Annotated in this window: 13 protein-coding genes; 5 read left to right on the top strand and 8 right to left on the bottom strand. The window is 46.1% G+C overall.

The features are described from left to right. Window positions 1-7 precede the first annotated feature (7 nt). Window positions 8-3,187, bottom strand: a complete 3,180-nt coding sequence (locus HRI96_RS04695) for an AAA family ATPase (protein WP_210118361.1) — start codon at window positions 3,185-3,187, stop codon at window positions 8-10. Further along, window positions 3,184-4,716 (bottom strand): exonuclease SbcCD subunit D, encoded by a 1,533-nt coding sequence (locus HRI96_RS04690; protein ID WP_210118360.1) that lies wholly within the window; start codon window positions 4,714-4,716, stop codon window positions 3,184-3,186. The genes HRI96_RS04695 and HRI96_RS04690 overlap by 4 nt, the downstream gene beginning before the upstream one ends. A 204-nt stretch (window positions 4,717-4,920) precedes the next feature. Between HRI96_RS04690 and HRI96_RS04685 the strand changes: the two genes are divergently transcribed. From HRI96_RS04685 to clpB, 4 genes are all read left to right on the top strand, one after another. After that, window positions 4,921-6,063, top strand: coding sequence for a flagellar motor switch protein FliG (locus tag HRI96_RS04685; RefSeq protein ID WP_210118359.1), 1,143 nt, complete (start codon window positions 4,921-4,923; stop codon window positions 6,061-6,063). Then, entirely contained in the window at window positions 6,047-9,154 is a 3,108-nt protein-coding gene (locus tag HRI96_RS04680) for an insulinase family protein (protein ID WP_210118358.1), read from the top strand. The genes HRI96_RS04685 and HRI96_RS04680 overlap by 17 nt, the downstream gene beginning before the upstream one ends. Window positions 9,155-9,181: 27 nt before the next feature. Continuing rightward, a complete protein-coding gene (locus HRI96_RS04675; protein ID WP_210118357.1) occupies window positions 9,182-10,324 on the top strand; it encodes a hypothetical protein in 1,143 nt (380 codons plus the stop codon). A 175-nt stretch (window positions 10,325-10,499) separates the two neighbouring features. Next, window positions 10,500-13,091: an ATP-dependent chaperone ClpB gene (clpB, locus tag HRI96_RS04670; protein ID WP_210118356.1), complete on the top strand. Its 2,592-nt coding sequence runs from the start codon at window positions 10,500-10,502 to the stop codon at window positions 13,089-13,091. Between the two features lie 121 nt (window positions 13,092-13,212). On the opposite strand, the gene HRI96_RS04665 is transcribed toward clpB, so the two are convergent. Genes HRI96_RS04665 through HRI96_RS04655 form a run of 3 tightly spaced genes read right to left on the bottom strand, consistent with a single transcriptional unit; the run spans window position 13,213 to window position 17,000 of the window. Beyond that, entirely contained in the window at window positions 13,213-14,640 is a 1,428-nt protein-coding gene (locus HRI96_RS04665; protein WP_210118355.1) for a sodium ion-translocating decarboxylase subunit beta, read from the bottom strand. A gap of 13 nt (window positions 14,641-14,653) precedes the next feature. Beyond that, on the bottom strand, window positions 14,654-16,738 hold the full coding sequence (gene oadA / locus HRI96_RS04660) for a sodium-extruding oxaloacetate decarboxylase subunit alpha (RefSeq protein WP_210118354.1): 2,085 nt from the start codon (window positions 16,736-16,738) through the stop codon (window positions 14,654-14,656). Window positions 16,739-16,760: 22 nt separating this feature from the next. Further along, on the bottom strand, window positions 16,761-17,000 hold the full coding sequence (locus HRI96_RS04655) for an OadG family protein (RefSeq protein ID WP_210118353.1): 240 nt from the start codon (window positions 16,998-17,000) through the stop codon (window positions 16,761-16,763). Window positions 17,001-17,142: 142 nt separating this feature from the next. Here HRI96_RS04655 and HRI96_RS04650 point away from each other — a divergent pair, with 142 nt between their 5' ends. Continuing rightward, complete coding sequence (locus HRI96_RS04650; RefSeq protein ID WP_256729300.1) at window positions 17,143-19,089, top strand: ribonuclease catalytic domain-containing protein; 1,947 nt, start codon at window positions 17,143-17,145, stop codon at window positions 19,087-19,089. Between the two features lie 242 nt (window positions 19,090-19,331). Here HRI96_RS04650 and HRI96_RS04645 read toward each other — a convergent pair whose 3' ends face one another. From HRI96_RS04645 to HRI96_RS04635, 3 genes are all read right to left on the bottom strand, one after another. Beyond that, window positions 19,332-20,654 (bottom strand): DUF1302 family protein, encoded by a 1,323-nt coding sequence (locus HRI96_RS04645; protein ID WP_210118352.1) that lies wholly within the window; start codon window positions 20,652-20,654, stop codon window positions 19,332-19,334. Between the two features lie 142 nt (window positions 20,655-20,796). After that, entirely contained in the window at window positions 20,797-21,585 is a 789-nt protein-coding gene (locus HRI96_RS04640; RefSeq protein ID WP_210118351.1) for an outer membrane lipoprotein-sorting protein, read from the bottom strand. Continuing rightward, on the bottom strand, window positions 21,582-23,966 hold the full coding sequence (locus HRI96_RS04635) for an efflux RND transporter permease subunit (protein ID WP_210118350.1): 2,385 nt from the start codon (window positions 23,964-23,966) through the stop codon (window positions 21,582-21,584). The genes HRI96_RS04640 and HRI96_RS04635 overlap by 4 nt, the downstream gene beginning before the upstream one ends. Window positions 23,967-24,005: the final 39 nt, after the last annotated feature.

Below are 24,005 nucleotides of genomic sequence, written 5' to 3'. Positions count from 1 at the left end.
TACTGTTTTAAAAAGTATGAGCGCTTTTAATATGAGAGCCGTCCGCAGTTTTTACAACTTCAAGGTGAGACGGAATTGCCTGCAAAAGCGATTCCACATGCGAGACGATACCCACCATGCGGGATTCTCCGATATTTTGAAGGATCGAAACTGCCATATCAAGCGATTCTCCGTCAAGAGAGCCGAACCCTTCGTCGATAAAAAGAGAATCAAGCCGTATGCCCCCGCTTTGCTCCTGAACGACGTCCGTCAAAGCGAGAGCCAAACTGATTGAAGCCATAAATGTTTCGCCGCCGCTTAAAGTGGCGGTGTCCCGATCGCGTCCGGTAAAGCTGTCGAAAACCGCTAAATCCAAACCTTTAAAAGCGTTTCCACCGGAGGATTCTTGTATTTTAAAACGATAGCGTCCGCCTGAAATACGCTCAAAGCGCGGATTTGCATTATGCACTACTTCGGCAAAATACATTCCCAGCACCCACGCGTCAAACGGAATTTTCTTTATGTTTGCACCGTGTCCTTCAAGATCATCCGAAAGTCTTATGCAATGAGCGCCTTCCTGCAAGAGCTTTTCGCGCTCTTCTTCCAAATCGGCGGATTTTTTTATTGTCGATTCAAGCTCGGTTTTTTGTTCCGTCTTTTTACGAATGTCGTCGTCAAACGCATTATAAGAATTTCGAAGATCGCCCAGATCTTTTTTAGCCGCATCCAAACTCTTTTTTAACTCTTCGGGATCGGGAGCGTCTTTAAGGGTTTCAAGCCGAACTTCAACGCTGTGCATGTCGGTTTTCCATCGATCAACTTCGTTTTGAATTTCTTCTTTTTGCCCTAAAGGCAAAATAGAACATACAACGTGTTCCGCAGAATCGAAATCGGACTTTAAGATATTTTCATTTTGATTAAGCAAGGCTTCGCCGTATTCCTTTTTCGCTTGCTGCACGATCTTTTTCAATTCTTCAAAAGACGTCTTTGCCGAAGCGAAATTTTCCAAGGCCCTACTGAAATTTTCTTCAAACGAACTCACGATTTTTTCATCGTTTATAAGTTTTTCTTCAATATTTTTTATGCGCAATTTAAGATCTTCGGACTCAAGAATAAGCGCGGCTTCACCATTTTCACCCCTGCAGCCGGATTTTTCTTTCGCGCTTTCAGGCATATTTTCACCGCCCGAAATTTGCCTTTCCAAAGCCGAAACTTCTCCGTCGAACAAGGCAAGCGTTTTTGAAAACTCCGCGGCGGCGGTTTTTAGTTCATCGAGCTGTTTGCCGTTCCGCTTTATATCGGAACATATCGCCGAAGCCTTTTCATAAAAAGCGGCCGTTTCAGAAGATTTTTTATTTGCAGCCTCAAAAGCGGCTTGAGCTTCATCGTAAGCGGGAAGACTATCATGTTCGGCCTGCAATTCTTTGCGCGATTGCTCATGCTGTTCCGTAAGAGCCTTCAGAAGCGTTTTCAGCGATGAAGATTTTTTTTCAAGCGCAAGATTTTCTATTTCGATCTTTTCAATGAGTTTTTCCTGCAATGAAATTTTTTCGGTTATGTCAAGAGATTCGGGCAGAACGACGGCGGGATTGGGATGCTCAATCGAACCGCAAACCGGGCAAGGTTTTCCGGCTTCCAAAAACGGAACAAGGGCGAGGGCGTAATTATTTTTTTCCTGAATTTCTTTTTGGACAACAAAATCGTCCAGGCACTTTTTTGCGTTTTCCAAAAGTCGCTTATTTTCCGAAACGGATTTTTGATTTTGTTCCGTATCGGTTTTCGCGTCATCGATCTTTTTTTGTATTTGGGCAAGATCCTTTACGGCTTCCAAAGTTTTACCGGCGGCGGCGCTTTCGGATTTTGCAGTTTCCGCCGCATGAAAAAGCTGCATAACGACCTCGTCGGCATCGAATTTTATAGGATTTTCGGATCCCGTTTTTTCAGGCAAAACATGTTCCAGCCCGCCGTCGCCTAAAGCGAGAATCAGTTCCGATTCCAGCCGCCTTATGTCGTCTTCTTTGTTCGAAACGGAATTTTCCGAGCTTTCTTTTTCGGCAAAGGCCTTGCTGCGCTTTTTTTTGGCCGCAGCAAGATTTAAAATATTTTCCATGCGGGTTTCAAATTCTTTTTTTCTTTCTCTGCCGCCTTCCATTTCTTTTTTTAGAGCGGCGATATCGTTTTTTTGGGCTTCCAAAACTTCATAATTTTTCTTTTCAGCTTCAAGATGTTTTTCAGCCTTATAAAAATTATTTTCGGAAACGGTCTTTTTTTCTTCCGCAGATCTTGTCCGTTCTATAAAAACAAAAAGCTTTTCGGCCTTATCGCTCGATTCCAGCTTTTTTTCCAATTCCGTGATGCGATTCTTTTTTGCTTCAAGATTTAAAAATTCTTCTTTCAGCTTTGCGGCGTTTTCCGATATTTCAAGCTTTTGACGCAGATTTTCCGTTTCCGCGCTTTTTTTTTCGATGCGTGAAAAAACTTCGCTTCTTTTCTTTTCAAGAATTTCAAGTTCGCCGGAAAGCTCTGAAAATTCGGCGGCGGCCTTTTCCGGATCAAAGATTTTATACAGCTCGGCAGACTGCATTTCCAAGTATTTTTGCTTTTCGCGGAATACCGCCGCCTTTTCCTTGGCTTTTTCCATAATTTTTATATAAGAATCTATGGGAAACAATCTTGAAAGGGTTTCTCGGCGATTATTGGAGCCTTCTTTTAAAAATTGAGCGAATGCGCCCTGCGGCAGGAGCACTATCCGCGTAAATTCGTTTATGGAAAGTCCTATAAGCGATTCGATTCTTTTATTTAACTCCGACAAAAGACCTTCAACCCTCTCGAATTCCTGTCCTGTCTTATCCGAAGAGCCTATGTCCCTCGCCTTTTCAAAAACAAGCTCGACTCCAGATTTCTTTCCGCCTGAATTTACGGCTGGAAGCGAGCGGGTTATTCTGTATTTACAGTTATAAAGTTCAAAAACAAATTGAACGAAGGATTTTTCATCGGGTTTCGCAAAGTCGGAAACGAAATTCGCCGCCATTTTTTTTCTTGAACCGCACAGATCGCCGTAAAGCGCATAGGTTATCGCGTCAAAAATAGTGGTTTTTCCGGAACCGGTTTTTCCGTAGACTAAAAACATGTCGTCCAGAGCGGTAAAATCGATTTTTTCGTCGCAAAACGGCCCTACGTTGGCCAGATGCAGATACAGCGGCCTCATCTTTCAGACTCCTTCGAAAGCGCGATAAACAGTTCCCTTTCTTTTTTATAAAAAGAAGGATCTTCCTGATAGGTATTTGAAGTTTCTTTCATAAAAAGATCAAAAACGCCGCCTTCGTCCTTTTTGCCGCTTGAAAGGATCGCTTTACGCGCTTCTACCGTATTTTGAATTTCATCTGAAATTTCCGACGCCCTTGTAAAAGACAGAAGATAAGGATAGCCGGCCCGCAAAAGCTGAATCGCGTTTTCATGCGGAAGTTTGTCGGTGCATTGAATTTCAACGTAAGATTCTTTAAGTTTTTTATCTTCAAGGCCTGAAACAACTTGCTTGTAAAATTCTTCAAAGGCTCCTGTAAGGCGGACAACCGGATGCAATGGTTTTATCGCTATTTTTTCAACTTTGACATCAGAAATATCCGTTAAGGGACAGCCCTTATCCGTGCGAGGCGGCAAAACCGTAACGCTGAGCATGCATTTTTCGGAATTTTCCGAAAACGAATACGCAAGAGGGGCACCGGAGTACCAAGCGTTTCTGCCGCCCAAGCGCTGAACCGTGTGGATGTGGCCTAACGCCGTATATGTAATGCCCTCAAAAACACGGACGTCCACCTGCTCCGCAGCTCCCACCCACGACCTTTCGGATTCGGATACCGAAGCACCCGTCGCAAACATATGGGCGCATACTACGCTCGGCATCGAAGGATAGTTTTTTAAGTGGCTTTTACGGATAAGATCGAACGCTTGGGCGGCAAGCTGCTGCTGCGAGCGCAGGATTTTTTCTTCATCCCAGTCAAGCGGCTCATCCGGCAAAATTTCAGGCTCATCGGAAGCCGCAAAAAGAGTATCCTCGGCAGCGGGAAATTCATTTAACTGAAGCGGTTCGGCAAAATTACGGTCGGAGGCATTATGCTCGGCGCCGCCTATTTTGTCGGTTCTGCCAGCCGTATCGGCCATGCCAGCACTGCAGGCGCGGGCGGTTTTGTCAGGCATGCCAGCTCCGGCGACATTGGGCCCGGCGCCGCCTGTTTTGTCGGGCATGTCGGTTCTGCCGGCCGCATCGGCGGAAAAGGCAGCGGGATGGGCAGGAGCGGCGGCCGCTATCGATCCCGGCATTAAAAAAGGTATCTGATATACGGCCGCCGCTTCATTCCCTTTTCCCACTATAACAGGTTCTTCCAAGTGTTTCGTATCCGTACAGATATGAACGTTGCTTTTTCCCAAAAGCTCCGAAGCGAAAGAAAGGCGCGACGCGCTGTCGTGATTGCCGGCCAGAAAAAACATTTCCAAATCAGGAAATTTTTCATGCGTCCTCGACAAAAAAGAACTTAAAAGCGTCACCGATTCTACAGGAGGAACCGCTCTGTCGTAAATGTCGCCGGGGACGACGAGAGCGTCATAGGGTTTCAGCTCTTTTTCAGCTTTTTCAAGCTCACCGAATATCTGTTCCAAAAAGAACGCCTGGTCTTCAGTCAGGGATTGGCCGTAAAAAACCTTTCCCAAATGCCAGTCGCCCGTCTGCAAAAATTTCATGCAAAAATTATAACATATCGATAGAAAAAATACACAAGAGCTGTGCCGAGTGCGAACGGCAGGACGCTGCCGTGAGTGCAGCCTTTTTTATACAACACGAGAGACGGTGAAAGCATTTTCCGGCGCACTTGCGGCCACACAAAGACGCAAAACGAAAAAAACCGATACTTTCCAAAAAAACGCCGCTGTAGTATTATATTCTTTATGAATTTAAACGAACACCGCCTTGACGCATACAAAAATGCGGCAAAAAAATATGCCGAAACAGACCGTGCTTCCGACACGGCTGTGCGCACGGCGGCAGCCGCGCTCACTTCAGGCGGTCTTTTAAAAGTTACCGAAACAAAAAACAAGGATGGGAGCGACAGCGTATACCGCAGAGTGGCGAAATTCCTTTTGCTCATAGGCGTTGACGAAGCGGCAAAAATTCTTCCGCACCTGTCCGAAGCGCAAACTGAAAAAATAATTCCTGAAATCGCATCCATACGTACCGTTGAAGACGACGAGGCGGCCGCGATACTCGCAGAATTTCAGGCGCTCATACAGCGCTCAAAAGAAGGCGGCGGAATAGAAACCGCAAAAAATATTCTGTCAAAAGCGTTCGGCAGCGAGCGCGCTTCAAAAATGATCGAAAAAACGGTACATCCTGCCGAAGGCAAGCCTTTTGAATACCTTGAAGACGAAGACGAAAGCCGCATTCTTCTTTTACTTAAAGACGAACTTCCCGCGGTCAAGGCTCTGGTTCTTTCAAATTTAAAGCCTAAAAAGGCGGCTAAAATAATCGACCTTATGGAAGCGGAGGATAAAAAGGAAACCGTAATGCGCCTTGCAAAAATGCAATCAATTTCACCTGAAGTTTTGCGGCGCGTGGACAGGACGATGCGAGAAAAAGTTTCCTCCTTGGCGGCTGAAAGATCGAATGCTCTTGACGGACGAGGAGCTCTGGTGCAGATTTTAAAAAAGATGTCTCCCAAAGCCGAAAACGACATACTTCAAAACCTTGCCGAAGGCGAGCCTGAACTCGAAAAGGAACTGAGAAAGCAGCTTTTTACTTTGGACGACATAGTCAACGCCGACGACCGTTTTATACAAGAACAGCTGCACAAAATGGACGACGATAAGATCGCCGTCCTCATAGCAGGAAAACCCGACGGTTTTAGAAAAAAAATACTTTATAACGTGTCAAAGACACGAGGCGATATCATACTTGAAACGGAGCAGCTGAAAAAACCCGTTACGCGCGCCGACAGCGACAAGGTTACTTCGGCTTTCATTAGCGCAATGCGAAGCGCGTATGAAGAAGGAAAATTCATGATAAAGGGCAGAAACGATGAAATTTACGTCTGATTCAAAATATAAAAATTGGACGGTTATTTCCGTCCGCGATATTCCCGACTGCGCTTCAAGCGGAATTTATCTTCGCCATAACGGCACGGGTCTCGAAGTTTTTCATCTTTTAAATGACGACGAAGAAAATCTGTTCGCATTTTCATTCAGAACGCCGCCGGAAGACTCGGCCGGAGAGGCTCACATACTCGAACACTCCGTTCTGTGCGGCTCGCAAAAATATCCCTTAAAAGATCCGTTCGTAAGGCTTATAAACCAGAGCATAAAGACGTTTCTCAACGCTATGACTTTTCCGGACAAAACAGTGTTCCCCGCAAGTTCCCAAGTAAAGGCGGATTATTTTAACCTTATGAGCGTATACGGCGATGCCGTGTTTTTTCCCCGCCTCGATCCTGAAATTTTTTTGCAGGAAGCCCATCGGCTGGAAATCGATAAAAACGGAAACTATTCCATCCAAGGCGTAGTCTACAACGAGATGAAGGGCAATTATTCCTCCTTCGATTCCGTTGCAGGCGACGCCGCAGTAAAGAGTCTGTTCCCAAACACGGTGTATTCGCTTGACTCAGGCGGCGATCCTCTAATAATTCCGAACATAACACATGCGAAGCTTAAAAATTTCCACGAAAAATACTACCGGACGGATAATTGTTTAGTGTTCCTATACGGAAATATTCCTACGGAAGAACAGCTTGACTTTATTGAAAAAGAATTTCTTCACCGCATAGAAAAACAAACCTTCGACGAAACGGAGATTCACTCAAGCAGGGCGCAAGAAAAATTTTCACTCGACGCCGTATTATCGCGTGAAACAGTCAGTCCGTTTTCCAAACCCATATTCGTGGAAGAAAAAGGTCCGTCGTCGGCAAATAATACGCACGGCGCAACGGTTATGGAAAACTGGCTCTTGTGCCCGTCCTGCGATCTAAAAAGTTACATGGAATGCATATTTCTTTCGGAAGTCATATGCGGACATGACGGTTCTCCTCTCACTCGCACTCTTCTTGAGTCCGGTTTGGGCGAAGACATCGCTCCCAACAGCGGACTATACAATGAAATGCACGACCTTATGTTCACAGCCGGGCTCAGGGGCGTAGAATCCTCAAACATCCGCGAAGTTGAAAGACTGATATTTAAAACGCTCAACGAATTATCGTCAGGAGAGATACCTAAAAGCGACATAGATTCAGCTTTGATGTCGGTTAACTTTGCAAACCGTGAAGTAAGAAGAGCCGGAGGACCTTATTCGCTTGTTCTTCTGCGCAGGGCTCTTCGAGCGTGGAATTACGGCAAAGAACCGGCCGACATGCTTTTGGTCAGAGAAACTTTTGCAAAGCTCGAAGAGCAGATCCTTTCTTCTCCCGGCTATGTTTCGGAGCTTATAAAAAAATACTTGATCGCGAACATGCATCGTTCGCTTGTTTCGGTAATTCCCGACGAACAATATGCAAAAGAACGAAGTATTTTTGAACAGACCATAATAGAATTAAGAAAAAAATCAAAGATGCCTGAAACGGTAATGCAAGAAAATGAAAAACTTCATGCGGTCCAGCAAAAGGCGGAAACGGAAAAAGATATAAAATGCTTGCCGCACTTATCCCCTTCCGATTTGCCGGCCAAAATTGACAGGATCGTTACAAAACAAGACTATGTCGAATCAAAAAACGGCGACATTCCGCTTTTTATAAATAAAGAAGAAACTAACGGAATAGTGTACGCGGATATCGCCTTTCCATTAGACGTCATTTCTAACGAAGATTATCCGCTCATACCGCTTTTTTCAATTGCCGTTACAAACTGCGGATGGAAAGGAAAAACATGGGCCGAAACGGCCGGTCTTACGGCTATGCACTGCGGCGGATTTGAAGCGACAACTATTACGTCTTCCGTTCCTCCGAAATGCAAAAAATCCGTTTATACCGGACGCGACATGATCATATTCCGCGTAAAAATGCTAAAAGAGAAGACGGAAGACGCTCTCAAATTGGTTTCGGACTGTCTTTGCTCCACGGACTTTTCCGACGCAAAAAGACTTCAAGACCTGTTAAATGAATACCGCAACGATCTTGACGAATCGGTCATTCCTTCGGGGCACAGCTTTTGCGCCATACGCGCCGAACGACGCGTAAACAGAAGCAAGGCCGTAGACGAAGTATGGAACGGCTTAAGTCAGCTCTTTGAAATTCATAAAATCAACGAAGTGCAAAAACTTACGAATCGTTTTAATTCCATGCTGGAAAAGATCAAAAAAGGCGGAACTGTTTTACACATAACGGCGGACGATGAAAGTTTAAAATACGCACTGCCCAAACTTAAAGATTTTGTAAAATACGCAGGTCTTACCGCGATCGGCAGAGCGCCGGAGTCTACAGGGGCAGACAGCGTGCCCGAAACCTTCGGCTCAGGCGCCGATTTGAGCAGCGAACAGGAACGGCCCATCGGAAGTCGTACCGACGGCGGCACAACAGACGGCGGCGCGATAAGCTTCGGCGGCAACACGGCAAAATCCGATATTGAAATTTTTACTACGCGTACTGAAGTAGGATTTTCAGCCCAAACGTTTCCCGCAAGCGCATGGCTCACAAAAGAAAGCGCTGCAGAAACCGTTTTGGCGCATTGGCTTTCAACTACAGTTCTATGGGAGCAGCTTAGAACCATAGGAGGAGCCTACGGAGCTTACGCTTCAAGCGATCCTATTGAAGGCACATTTTCTTTTACATCGTACAGGGATCCCGATCCTCTAAAAACGGCGGAATCGCTTTTAGAGTGTTTAAAAAAGACGGCGGTGGAAATTTCGGGAAAGGACGGCGCGTTCGGCAAAGAAACGCTTAAAAAAGCCGTCGTCGGATGCTACAGCAAGGAAATTCAGCCGCAGTCCCCCGGAGGAAGAGGCTTTACCGGATTTTTGCGCTGTCTGTACGGAATAACGGAAAAAGACCGCGAGCATAAAATAAAGCTCTTATTTTCCGTCACCGAACGAGACGTTAAAAACGCTCTCGATCGGCTGGTGGCGCAGAGTGAAAAATGCACGAAGGTATGCATTACAGGCGATGCAAAAGATTCTTCCGGTAAAATAATGCTTTTACCGATCTAAAAAAATACCGATACCTAAAATATGGCAGTGTCAAAATTAAATATCCGTAACGATTCATATAAATTAGGCGGCTTTTTTAAAAAGAAAGGCATAGAGCGCTGGCTTTATTTTATGTGCGCCCAGTCCGACTCGACCGGCGAAGAAAGAAGTTTCTTTTTAGAGCTTCAAGTCGTAAATCCTTACATATCGCCGGACAAAATGTCTTTTTCGACCAAGTTAAAAACCGAATATTCCCAAGAACAACTTTCCGAAATGCTGTATTCGCAGGAAAGCGGTCAGACTGTAGAAGCTCCGTCGTATGTAGCGGTGCGCGCAGGAATGTACGGCACGAACGCCAAGTATATAAGCAATTATTTTAAAACAAAAGACCTTGCATATAACAAAAAGAAACACAGCATAAGTCTTCCGGGCTGTTATTTTTCGCATTCGGAACTGCGCGGAAAGATAGAGCTTTCCAATGACGACAGACTGCGCCATCCCGAATATTACAGCGCGGCGGGATGTATAACATGGGATCTTAACATAGAACGGCTCATAGATTTTCCCGCAGGCTATATAAAAAAAGGAAACAATTGGATTCCTACAGGAGCGGAAACCGTTTTTTCAGGTGCGATAAGCGTAGACGGAAACGTTTATACGGTAAATCCTAAAAAATGTTCGGGATACACCGATAAAACTTGGGGCGACGCATTTCCGAGACCCTTCATTCATATTTCCGCATCTTCAATGACAAGCCTCATCACGGGAAAAAAACTTAAAAACACCTGCTTTACCATACAGGGATTATACGAAAATAAGCTGTGCGCGTTCATAAAAATTTTGTCGGACCGCATAGTATTCGTTCAAGGAAAAAATTCATATTCGTCGGAATGGACTTGCACTCAAATGCCAAAAAATGACGAAGACGACCAACTGCGTTGGTCGGTAAGTCTTCATAACAAAAAATACATAATCGACATAGATATATTCTGCAAAACAAGCAGCATGTGCGTTCGCACTTACGAGTCCGCCGCCGTTTACGGAAAAATTTTTAAGATCCTCGAAAGCGGAGACACAAGCGGAGAACTCAGGCTGTATAAAAAAATAAAAAAAACGGTAGAACTGCTCGAATACGCTAAAATTTCAAACGCGTTCTGCGAATACGGCGAAGAAGACAGCATAAACGCATAGCGTCCGGTTCGCACGTCCTGTGCGACTGCAGCAACGCCAAATTTTTTACGGCAAGGATTGGAGGGGAGCGTTAACGTTGGCGGAACTCAGGAAAGCATCGGTCGGCAAGTTTTCCCCGCCCGCGCAGCCTAAATAAAAATTTGAATTTCTCGTATTTCATTTGTAATTTAAAAGTATGGATTTAGAACATTTTACACTAAAAGCGCAGGACGCATTGCAATCCGCAAACGCCCTTGCGCAACAAAACGATCACAGTGAAATAGGACTTGAACATATCCTCATGGCGCTCTTGCAGCAAAAAGACGGTTTGGTTCCGCCTCTCATCGAACGCATAGGGGCAAACGTTCAATCGTTGATTCAAAAAACGCAGGAACTTCTCGATTCCGATCCGAGAATCAGCGGAAACACACAGACGGTTCTTTCAAACGAAGCTCAGAAAATTCTCGCCAAGGCTGAAAAGGAAATGTCAGACCTTCACGACCGCTACCTTTCGACGGAACATATTCTGCTTGCAATTACAAAATCCGACGGACGGACGGCCGAGGTTTTAAGATCCGCAGGAATTACGCATGAAGCGGTTTTAAAAGCTCTGAAAGACGTACGCGGGAATCAGGGAGTGACGTCCCAAGATCCTGAAAATACAATACAGGCTCTTGAAAAATACACGAAGGATTTAACTTCCCTCGCAAGGCAGGATAAGATCGATCCCGTGATAGGACGCGACGAAGAGATCAGGCGCGTGATGCAGGTTCTTTGCCGCCGCACAAAAAACAATCCCGTTTTAATCGGCGAACCGGGCGTAGGAAAAACCGCTATCGTAGAAGGCCTTGCAAGAAGAATCGCGTCGGGAGACGTTCCCGAAAGCCTTAAAAACAAAAGGCTCCTGTCGCTTGACTTAGGTTCCCTTGTAGCCGGTGCGAAATTCCGCGGAGAATTTGAAGAGCGACTTAAGGCCGTAATCACCGAAATTCAAAAGTCCGAAGGCAGAATCATTCTTTTTATAGATGAATTGCATACAATCGTAGGCGCAGGTGCAAGCGAAGGTTCTATGGACGCTTCGAATCTTCTAAAGCCCGCCCTTGCCCGCGGAGAATTGCGCGCGATCGGCGCTACGACTTTGGACGAATACCGCAAATATATAGAAAAAGACGCCGCTCTGGAGAGGCGCTTTCAGCAGGTTTACTGTAACGAACCTTCGGTCGAAGATACCATAGCGATACTGCGCGGTTTACGCGAAAAATATGAAATTCATCACGGCGTAAAGATAAACGACGAAGCGCTCGTCGCTGCGGCAGTGCTTTCGAACCGCTACATAACGAACCGCTTTATGCCCGACAAGGCGATAGATCTGGTAGACGAAGCGGCGAGCCGCTTAAAAATGGAAATAGAAAGCCAGCCTACGGAGCTTGATCAGGCCGAACGGAAGATACTGCAGCTTTTGATTGAAAAACAGTCTCTTTCAAAGGAAGAAGACGTGTCGTCAAAAGAAAGGCTCGCCAAGCTTGAAAAAGAGCTTGCCGACCTTGTATCGAAGCGCGACGCTATGAAACTTCAATGGAAAAACGAAAAGTCCAACATAGACAAGATAAGAGCTCTAAAAGAGCAGCTTGAAAAAGAGCGTTTCAACATTGAAAAATATACGCGCGAAGGCAATTTGGAAAAAGCCGCGGAATTAAAATACAGCATAATTCCCGCCGTTGAAAAACAGCTCGAAGAAGCTCAGGTCGCCGAAAAAAAACTCGCCGACGAAGACAACAACGAACGAAGTTCGCTTTTAAGGCAGGAAGTTACCGAAGAGGATATTGCACGCGTGGTTTCCACGTGGACGGGAATTCCCGTAGCAAAGATGCTTTCTTCCGAAAAACAAAAATATTTGCAGCTGGAAGACGTATTGCACAAGCGCGTAATAGGACAAGACGAAGCCGTTCAAGTAGTTTCGGACGCAATCAGAAGAAACCGCTCCGGAATGGGAGATCCCAACAGGCCGCAGGGCAGCTTTTTGTTCATAGGGCCTACGGGAGTAGGAAAAACCGAACTGGCGAAAACACTCGCGGACTTCCTGTTTAACGATGAAAAAGCCTTGACAAGGATCGACATGAGCGAGTACATGGAAAAATTTTCGGTTTCCCGGCTCATAGGCGCGCCGCCCGGCTATGTAGGCTATGACGAAGGAGGTCAGCTTACCGAAGCCGTAAGGCGCCGCCCGTACAGCGTAGTCCTGTTCGATGAAATTGAAAAAGCTCATCCCGACGTATTCAACATATTGCTGCAAGTTCTCGACGACGGGCGTTTGACCGACGGACAAGGCCGCCTTGTGGATTTTAAGAACACGATCATAATAATGACCAGCAATTTGGGAAGCGACATAATTATCGACGCAGACAGTGAAGAAAAAATGGCAGCAGTAAGGCCCGCCGTCATGTCGCTTTTGCGATCGACTTTCAGGCCGGAATTTTTAAACAGGCTGGATGAAATCGTCATGTTCAAACGGCTCGACATGTCTTGTATACAAGGAATCATACGCAATCAGCTTAAAAAAGTTGCCGAACGACTGGAAGACAGAAGAATAAAACTTACGTTCGACGACAGCGCGCTTTCGTTCCTTGCGGAAAAAGGCTATGAGCCGGCTTACGGAGCGCGTCCGGTAAAGCGCGCCATCCAAAATTATGTTGAAAATCCCCTTGCGAAGGATCTTCTAGCCGGAAAGTTTGCCGAGAACAGCATTATAAAAGTGAGCGCCGGAAAAGAAGGACTTAAATTCAATTAAATCGGTTAGAGGGGCCGCTCAAAAACAAGAAGGGCGGGATTTCAAAAGAGCACTTTTGAAATCCCGCCCATTATTTTGTCTTATTTTGTTCCGAACTTACGCCGTCAAAAAATGTGCTTTATCAGCCGCCGTAAGTCGCTATGAACACGCCTGCGGCGATGGCAGTACCGATAACGCCTGCGACGTTCGGTCCCATTGCGTGCATCAAAAGGAAGTTTGAAGGATCATATTCCATTCCCACCTTATTCGATACGCGAGCCGCCATAGGCACGGCGGAAACTCCCGCAGAACCTATCAGAGGATTAACCTTCTTGCGGAGGAACAGGTTCATAAATTTGGCCATGAGAACGCCGGCAGCCGTAGCGATTGCAAAGGCGAACAGACCTAAGAAAATAATGCCTATCGAGTTCATGTTCATGATCTTTTCAGGCGTCATCTGAGAACCCACTCCCAAAGAAAGCAGTATCGAAACGATATTCATCAATTCGTTTTCCATAGTCTTTGAAAGACGTGAAACTACGCCGCATTCCTTTACGAAATTCCCGAAAGCCAGCATACCGATAAGAGGCGCAGCGGGAGGAAGAAGCAATATGGCAAGGATAAGCAAAACCATGGGGAACAGCGTCTTTTCAATCGGAGAAACGATGCGCAGCTGATCCATAGTGATATGGCGTTCTTTTTTGGTCGTGAGAAGTTTCATAATCGGAGGCTGGATCATAGGAACCAAAGCCATATACGAATATGCAGCTACGGCGATAACGGCCATCATTTCGGGAGCAAGCTTTCCTGAAACATATATCGAAGTAGGTCCGTCCGCGCCGCCTATTATTGCGATAGCGCAGGCCTGTTTCATGTTGTAATCGATTCCGGGAATAAGGTTCATAAGCGCAACGCCGAACAAGGTAAAAAATACTCCGAACTGGGCAGCGCCGCCGAGCAGCGCCAATTTAGGATTCGCGATGAGCGGGCCGAAGTCCGTCATTGCGCCTATTCCCATAAAGATCAGCATCGGAAAGAATTCGTTTCCTACGCCGGAAGAGTATATTATGTGCAGCATTCCGTGAGGAGCGTCCCCCATTCCCGCGCCCGGAATATTTACAAGAATTGTCCCGAATCCTATAGGAATGAGAAGAAGCGGTTCAAATCCGCGCGCAGCCCCGAGATAGACGATCAGGAACCCGATCGCTACCATGATCAGCCTTTGCCAGCCTGGGACGATCTTGCCTGCAAACGGATCCGCAGCGGCAGCCGAGTGCTGCGCCGCATTTTGAACTTCCTCCAGAGCCATCTCTTCGGCCGTTTCCGTATGAATTATTTTATAAATACCGGTGGTCTTATAAAGGTTCATCAAAAACTTTGAAACCGAGATATTCGGAATGTTCTCCGACCCTTTTATTATTGCGGTTGACATCGTTCTAAACGAAGCGACTTCCCTGTGAGAATTGGATGCAAAAACGGTACTTGCAAAAGAAAGCACCAGCGTAATTCCGAACAAAACCAGACAGGCTTTCATAAACTGAGTGCTTTTTTTATTTGTTAAATCATTCATTTTACGATCCGTCCTATTTGATCTCAGCGAGCAGCTGTCCTGCACTGATCTGCGAACCGGGCGCGGCGACAAAATGCACGGCGCCTGCAGCCCCCGCTTTTACTTCAAGCTCCATCTTCATGGATTCTATCATTATAACGGTCGTATCCGCCTTTACGGCAGCGCCCTCAGCCACTACATACTTAAGCAAGGTTCCGGCAACGGGAGCCTTCACAGCCTTTCCACCCGTCGAAGATGCGGGCGCTGCCGCCGGAGCAGGCTGTGCCGCAGGCGCCGCCTGAACTGCGGGTTTGGCAGCTACAGGAGCGCCGCCTATGTTTCCGAGCACGTCACCAGCTTTGATCTGTGTTCCGGGCTGTATCGTAAACGAAACTTTTCCGTCGCAGGGGGCTTTTACTTCAAGTTCCATCTTCATGGATTCAAGCATTATGATAGTCTGGCCTTTTGTAACGTTCGTTCCGGGAGAGACGACATGCCTTAGCAGAGTTCCCGCTACGGGAGCTTTGATTTCCTGCCCGCCCGAAACCGCAGCAGCGGCGCCTGAGGCGGCGGACGCAGAAGGAGCGCTTCCCGCTTTGCCGAACGTCACATTGTAAGCCGTACCGTTCACAGTCACGTTCATTGAATCGCCGGAAGGACCGGTCGTAACGTCGTACGAAGAACCGTTTACCGTAACCGTATAGCTTCCGCCTGCCGAAGATGTTGAAGGAGCAACTTTCTTTTCACCGAACATTTTTTCAGCGTCGACGGGGCCGTTTGCTCTCGTCTCAAAGAATTTGGACGCAACTTTCGGGAACATGGCGTATGTGAGCACGTCTTCTACGGAACCGTTGCCTCCGTTAGCCTTAGATTCGGCAACCATTTTATCCCATTCCGGTTCGATCTTGTCCGCAGGACGGCAGGTAATCACTTCATCCATTTTGTTTTGCTCGAGGGCCAATTTTACAAGATCCGCATTCGGAGCGGCCGGAAGTTTTCCGTATTTGCCTACCAAAAGATCCCTGAATTCCTGAGTGAGATTTTTATATCGGCCGAAAAGTATGTTGAATACCGCCTGAGTGCCTACGATTTGAGAAGTAGGAGTAACAAGGGGAACGTATCCTACGTCCTTTTGCACAAGGGGAATTTCTTTAAGAACTTCGTCGATCTTATCCGCTGCGCCCTGCTGTTTAAGCTGGGATTCAAGGTTCGAAAGCATTCCGCCGGGAACCTGAGACACAAGGATGCGGGTGTCCGCTCCGAGGAATTTGGATTCCAAAGAAGCGTAGTGCAAGCGGATTTCACGGAAATAAGCTGCGATTTCAAGCAAGGCTCTGATATCCAGTCCCGTGTCGTATTCGGTGCCCTTGAACATTTCAACCACAGTTTCTGTCGGGGAATGGGAAGTTCCCATAGACATCGAAGAGATTGCCGTATCAAGGATTTCAGCTCCTGCTTCCGCTCCCTTTAACAGCGTCGCGACTGAAAGTCCCGTCGTGGAATGCGAGTGAATTTCAATGGGAAGGTCTACCTTCTTTTTGATCGCCTTTACGAGATCGTAGACTTCGTAAGGTTTTAAAAGACCCGCCATATCTTTTATACAGATCGAATCGGCTCCGAATTCCGCGTAGGTTTTTGCAAGATCGGCGTAGATCTCTTTTGTGTGATAAGGGGTAGTCGCATAGGAAATTGCCATTTGGACGTGTTTGCCCGTCTTTTTTGCGGCCTTAGTAGCGCGTTCAAGGTTGCGCGGATCGTTGCAGGCGTCAAAAATGCGGAATACGTCTATACCGTTTTTTGCCGCATACTCTACGAATTTATCCACTACGTCATCCGCATAGTGACGATAGCCTAAAAGGTTTTGTCCGCGTAAAAGCATCATGAGCTTGGTATTTGGCATAGCCGCGTGTAATTTGCGAAGGCGTTCCCAAGGGTCTTCATTTAAAAAACGGATACAGCTGTCGTAGGTAGCCCCGCCCCAAGCTTCTGCCGCCCAGTAACCGATCTTGTCCAGTTTGGGGGCGATCGGAAGCATATCCGCCGTTGTCATGCGGGTAGCATGAAGAGACTGGTGTGCGTCGCGCAAAACCAATTCTGAAATTTGAACTTTCTTAGCCATGAAAAAACTCTCCTAATGATTATTAGCGCTTAGCACGCAATGCAGCGGCAATCGCGGCAATTATTGAATTATCCGAAGCAGCAGCAGGTGCGGCTTGAGTTTGAACTGCCGTATCCTGCTTTTCTACATCAAGTTTAAAGGCACGAATGATCTTATTTACTAAAATCATAGCCTGAATCATGATGATCAGAAAAACAAAAACGGCACCCATACCGAGGACGGTAAGAATCAGACTTTGTCCCAGCATTTCCGTTATTGTCATATTTCCCCCTGAAAATAAATCGTATTTAAATCTTAAAAAATTTAATAACAGATTGCGGTCATTATAAAGAAATAAATGTTTTGTATCAATCGGGCAGAATCTTCAATTCGCGCCGCAAAATTGTTAAAATATTTATATTGCCATGCCTAATCCGTTAAGCTATGATATTGCCATGATCCAAAAAAAATCTTTGGTTTTATATAAAAGACAACCGGCCGTAGTAACCGAAGCCGACGGCGACAAATATACGATAGAATTCCGCACAGCTTCCGCAGCTGCACCTTCTGCAGCCGGAGGAAAAGCACCGCAATTTTCAGTGCAAAAAGTACGGGAAAAAGACATAATTTTTTTGAGCGACGGAGTTTCTTCCATTCAGAGCGTTTTGTCTTTCGAAGACAAAAACATATTAAAGCAGATAAAAGAAATTTATGAGCTTATAATTTCTGACGAAGAGGAGGCGGCAAAAGCCGTTTCTTTTTCCGATCTGAAAGAACTCGTAAGTTCCGCCTTTCCCGCCGACGGCGCATGGTTTTTGTACGACGCACTTTTAAATTCTTTTGAGTTTAAACTTGACGAAGAGGAAATGAAACGCGGCAATCTCCGATTTTTTTTACAAACCGAAGATTCTATAAAATCCATGCAAAAGAAACTTGAAGAAAAAGAAAAATCCGCCGCAGTTCGCGAAGAATTTTTAAGCCGTCTCAAACAAAAAAAGCTTATACTGCCGGACGACGCAAAATTCATGGTCGACGTGGAAGCTCTTGCGTTGGGTAAAAGCGACAAATCAAAAACCCTGCAGGATGCGGGAATAAAACAGACACAGGAAAACGCGCATAAAATTCTTTTGGATACCGGCATTTGGGAAATAACGCGAAACCCCTACCCTGTCCGCTGGGGACTTTCCATGCAGTCGGCTACTGAATCGCTTCTCTCTCCCAAAAAAGAAGAGCGGCTGGCCGTAGAAGGCATTGCCTATGCCATAGACAGCGAATACTCGAACGATCCTGACGACGCCGTCTGCTGGGACGGAACATACCTTTGGGTACACATTGCCGATCCCGCGTCAACAGTTATTCCCGAAAGCTCAATAGACAAAACCGCACGCGCGCGGGGAGCAACTCTTTACATTCCCGAAGGAGCAAGCCGCATGCTTTGCGAATCCGTTCTTTCCGATTACGCGCTTGGATTAAACGATGCGAGTTACGCCTTGTCGTTCCGCATAAAATTCGATGAAAAAGGAGCGGTAGAAGACTGCTCAGTATTAAAGACCGCAGTAAGGGTAAAACGCCTCTCATTTGCAAAGGCGGACGAGATGAAAGAAAGCGAAGAATTGCACCCGCTCTTTGAAATCGCAAAACGGAACGAAGAACGCCGTAAAAAAGCGGGAGCCGTCTCGATCACGCTGCCTGAAGTTCACATAAGTGTAGACAAGGATACTAAAAAAGTAGAAATCACAAAGGACGAGCGTTACGAATCCGAAGACGTAGTGCGGGAAGCCATGCTTTTAGCCGGAGAGGGCGCTGCAAAATTTGCATTTAAAAACAATATTCCTTTTCCCTATGTGAGCCAGGACAAACCTGAAATCCCCAAAGATCTTCCACAAGGCCTTGCAGGGCAATTCAAGCTGAGACGATGTATGCGGAAGCGCAACGTAGGGGTTACTCCTTCGCCGCACTCGGGACTTGGAATAAGCATGTACTCGCAGGTAACAAGCCCGCTCCGCCGCTACGGAGATCTTGTAGCGCACGAGCAATTACACGCGTTCTTGGACAAAAAGGAACTTTTAACAAAGGACGTCATGCTTGAACGCATAAGTGCAGGCGACGCGGCCGCCGCTGCCTGTAAAAACGCCGAGCGCAACAGCAACCTGCACTGGACGCTGGTATACCTTTTACAAAATCCCGATTGGAAGGGCGAAGCCGTGTGCGTAGAACAGAAAGGAAACCAAGGTGTGTTTATAATCCCGTCTCTTGCGCAGGAAACGCTTTTAACGCCTCTGTCGCCCGTCGCGCTAAACGGATCGATAACGGTACAAGCGGCAAAGATCGACATAGTAAATCTTACGGTAACGTACAGGCAAGTTAAATAACGTCCGAAAACCTAATAATAGCCTAGATTTCGAGTTTTCTAAAACTCGAAATTCCCAACCATTTCATGTATCAATGAATGGCGAGAAAATAAATAAAATGATGCTCAAGGCGAGGTTCCGGCTGCGTGACGCTTCGAGCGTTATACTTACAGAATTCTGCCCTAAAAGCTCGACCGCGGCTAAGCAGACGGCGTTCTCGCCGAAAGAATATTTAGAAATACTTTCAAAACTCGACATTCAGGCTAATAGCTGTAAACCATCTTTATCCAAGCGCAGCTCGCGTCCTTCATTCTGCCGTACGCGCTTGAGTCTTCACGGCCTGAAGTATAGACATACGCCCCGCACTTTACATTTATAGAATCATTTACGGAATATTTTACCGAAGGATACAAGGCGCAGTCATAATCGTTTATATCGACGACCCCGGAAAAATTTAACGTCAGAGTGTCGTGAATGAACGATTTTTCAATGCTTAAAGTTGCAGCGGGAATTCTTTGTTTTCTTGAAATTTCATCTTCATCGTAGGCTAGAATAACATCTTCTATGTATTGCGCCGTAAAAGTCCAGCCGCTGCGGTTCCAGTCCAATCCCAAAAGAGCGCGGATCTGATTTTTCTTTACAGGAGAACAAAGCATGTAGCCGTCCGGTAAAACTTCCCATTTTTTCCCTGAAAAGCGTCTTCCTCCTATAAAAGCACATTCTCCACGAAGGACAAAATCGCTTAAGGGTATTGCGCACTCAAGGCCCGACATATAGATTCTGTCATAAGAGCCGTCTAGAGTTATGCCGGAGGCGTCGCTTTTCATGGCGTACACGGCCGTGTCGTCGTTCCCGGTAAAAAAACTTGCGGCCAGATCCGCAAACGGAAGCCATGCCGAAAGTCTTACCGCGTATTCCGTGTTTTTAAGCGAAAAGCGGACTTCTTCCGGCTCTTTCCAAGTCATCGCATTCCCTGATGAATATGAAGGAAAAAGGACGCCGTACAGCGGATTATCCTTTTGCGGCATTTTTGCAGGCGTAAAAACCGGGATGGCGGTTACGTCAAGCGAAAGCATATCGGAGCGCAGGTTAAAGGAAAGCGCGTTTACGGGAAGCCTCTGGTCGGTTATATCCGATCCGGTAAGACTTGTGTTGTCAAGCGGGCACACGATGTCAACGATCTGAACGCCGTCGGATTTGCCCCAGACAATTATTTGCCGACCGGCTCTTATGCCGAAGCTGCCGTAAGTCCAATCTGCGTAGGCTTCTTTAAGCTCAATTTCGGTACGGCTTTTACACGTTCCGTCATACGACGCATTGCCAGAAATAAACACGCTGCAGTCGTCCGCATAGGCGGAAAGTTCCATGCGAACCCTGGTCCTTGAGTCTAAAATTTGTCTGTCCGAATTATCGGTGTCGCTTACGGGACGTCCGCCGCCTCCCGAAGATATTTTATCGGGTTTGAACAACTGGACGGAATGAAACGTATCGACAAAGCCGCTTACGGAAAATCCCGTATCCTGTGTAAATGCCGGCGCACACAGTATACAAAGGAAGACTGCCGCAAATATCGTACTTTTTTTCATAAAACCTCCCGACATCTTCTAAAAACCGCGGCGGCACTTACGCTGCAGATCGACGCACGCTTACGGAGAAACCGGCGCACCGCATCTGCACCCAAACTTACTATGCCGCCAAGCTCGTGCGCAACCTGCATAATTATCTTTTTTATCTACCCATCCGGCCTTTTTCAAGCGACGCCACCGTAAAAATCGAGTCGTCAAGGCTCTTGTTATACGTTATGTTTTTAATTTCGAGCAAGGTAGAATGTCCGCTTGCCAGATTTTCCATAGAAAACGTTTTTGCCGTCCAAATGCCGTCGATCTGCTCCACATCCTTTACGGAAAGGACTCTCTCAAGATTTTTTTGTCTGTTATAAAGCTCGCCTTTTATCGCTATATAATTATCTTTTCTGATCCAATAGACACGGCGGCTGTTGCGCTCCGTCGTATCATGAGGAACGCACTGTATTTTCCAGCAGGCAAAGCCGTCAACAGTCTCTTCGTTTAAAATCGAAAAATCATCTTTTGAAAGCTCACGGTTACCCATATCGTTGTAGGTAAAATCGGTTCCCATAAAATAGTCGTCTTTTCCGGAGCCTGCGATACGCCGAACTTTTTTCATGGCAGGCATGTAAAGCCACGTGTCGTCGTCCTTGCCTTCTTCATCATATTCCCAGACAAGATAGCCTACGCCTGTAACGTCTTTAGGCGTTAAAAAAAACATAACGGTTCGTTTGTAGTCTCCGTAATCCTTAGAAAAATAAGAAACCTCTCTCAAGCGTTTCGTGCCGTTTTTGGCTATGAGCGTCATCTGCATCTCGTAAACCGCGGTATCGCCTTCGTACCTGTCACGGCTGGCCTTCATTATATCGTAGGCCGTCTGAGAAAAAACCGGTAAAACTGCAAAAACCGAAGCAAAAGCGCATACAAGTAAAATTTTCTTTAAATAAGTCATATCTCTTCTCCGTCAAATTCTTTTCCGAATGGTTTTGTCAGATAAATCAGTGTAGGCGTCATAAGGTAATCCGCCAAAAGCGCCGTCAAAAGACCTATTATCGCAAGCAGGCCGATACGGTGCATGGTGTTAAACGGACTTAACACGTAAACAAAGAACATTGTACATATTATGACTGTCGTCATACCCAGCGTCTTTCCTATTTCGCGGTAGGTACGAAGGATCGCTTTTTTATAGTTGCCGCTCTTTTCGTAAAGATACTTTACGTGATTTATAAAATGGATAGTATCGTCGACGGCAATACCTAAGATCATGGGCATTATAGTCATAGTCATCATATCGAGCTGGTAGCGGCGGTATCCCATAATTCCCGCAAGAATTATCACGGGAACGACATTCGGAATCATTCCTATAAGTCCCGTCCTCATACTTGTGAACACAAGGATCAGCATAATCGCGATCATTATAAAAGAACCCGTAAACGATTTTATTTCACCGTTTACGATTTTTCCGTTCATCTCTGCAAATTCCGCAACGGAACCGATCGCAGAAACTTCAGCGCCGGGGAACAGCTCTTCAGCGGCTCTTTCAGCCTCGGAAATGTCGGATACCATTTTAGTAGCATCGTAATTTGAAAGATCTACCGTCACATAGACTGTATTATAATCGGCGTTGAGCCAATCATAAAGTCTGTCGCCTCCCGTGATCTCATATAAAAACAGTTCCTGAGTAAGCAGATCCTCATCGTCCGGAATAGTATAATAAGCCGGATCGTCGCCGTTAAGCATTCGGTTTGTCTCTTTTACTATGTCGAGAACCGACTTTACGCGCGGAATTCCGTTTGTCTTTCTTGTAAGGCTTAAATTCGAAAGTCTCTGCTCAAGTTTTTCAAGCGCAAACATGCGTTCCGGCTTTTTAAATTCGTCTATGTCAGGATATTCTATCAAAATCTTATAGGAATAGACGGATCCCAGCTGAGTATCCTGAAGTGCGGCAAGACGCGCGATATACGGGATCTTTAACCCCGCCATCTGGATATAGTCAAGGGTTACGTATATTTTGAAAATCCCCGGCACAAAAACGGCTACCGCAAAAAGCCCTGCCACGACAATCGGTTTACTGTATTTTAAAACGCTTTGCCCGAACGATTCAAATGCAAAATCCGCCTTAGTGTTTTTTTGAATTTCGGTTTTGTCGTCTTTTTTTCGGTCTTTGCCGAAAGAAAGCAATATAGGAATAAGGATTATCACATACAAAAACACGACAAATACCGTCGAAGAGGATACTACGCCCAGCCATTTAAGAGGCCCTATATCCACTAAGGCAAAAGAGACGAGAGAAGCTATAGTTGTGAGCGCCGTAAAGAACAAAGGCCAGCCTGTCTCTTCCACCGACATCACGACGGCTTCTTTTCTAAGCCCCGTCTGCCTGAAATGCAGCTTAAACGAATTTATATAGTGTATAGAATAGCCGACGGACAGCGCCATGCCCAGCAAAATGGGAATTGTCATCATGTTTTGGTCGGCCGTTATGCCGAAGTGCGACATAAAACCGAACACAACGCCTATTCCGCCTATCGTTGAAAATATAGGAACTACAAGACCTCTCACGGAGCGAACGAACAGGATAAGGCAGATTATCATAGCTAAAAATCCGCCCAAAAGGCTTCTTGACATTTCCACGCGCATTGTATCCGTTTCTTCGCATTCCGTATAAGGGATGCCGGCGCAAAGCAAATTCCACTTAGGATTTTTCCATTTGGGATCGTCCAAAAGTTTGTGCGCCGCACGCCCCGCCTTATACATGCCGGTACGCGCGTTATCGTCTTCTTCACCGTAATCATAAAGGTAAAGAATTATCCACGTTTCTTTTGAATCCTCGGAAACAAGTTTGTTTGCAAGCGCTTCGCGGGAAAGCAGAAATTTTCTGATCGATTCCATCTGCGCCCTGCCTTCGGCCGTACCGGTGTCGGGAATTCCGTCTTCAAACGGAGTTACAACCTGCATTCCGTCATCGGTTCCTTTTACGACGGAAACTTCCACTATGGAAGTTACGTCCCTGGCGTAAGGGATTGTTTCCATCATTTCGTTGCCGAGCTCTTTGATCATGTTAAGAACATCGGTATCAAAAACGTCTTCCGTCTGAACCAAAACCGTGATGACATCCTCGTTGCCGAAAGTATCTTCAAAACGGTTAGTCGCCTGCGTTATTTTTTCTCTGTCGTCAAACCAGCTTTCCTGCTGGTCTTCTATCACAAGTTTTTTAAGTCCTAAAAATCCGACGGCGGTGATAGCAATCATGACGATCAAAAAAAGCCATCTGAATTTTATCTGAATTTCCCCGAACTTACGGAACAAGCGGTTTATAATTAAAACTTGCATGAAACCTCCGGTCAAAGCGGCAATGCTTTACGGTGTGTG

This window comes from Treponema parvum (assembly GCF_017893945.1).
Classification (GTDB): Bacteria; Spirochaetota; Spirochaetia; order Treponematales; family Treponemataceae; genus Treponema_D; species Treponema_D parvum_A.
Note: the sequence above shows the minus strand (reverse complement) of the source record. Positions and strands in the feature narration are given on the sequence as shown.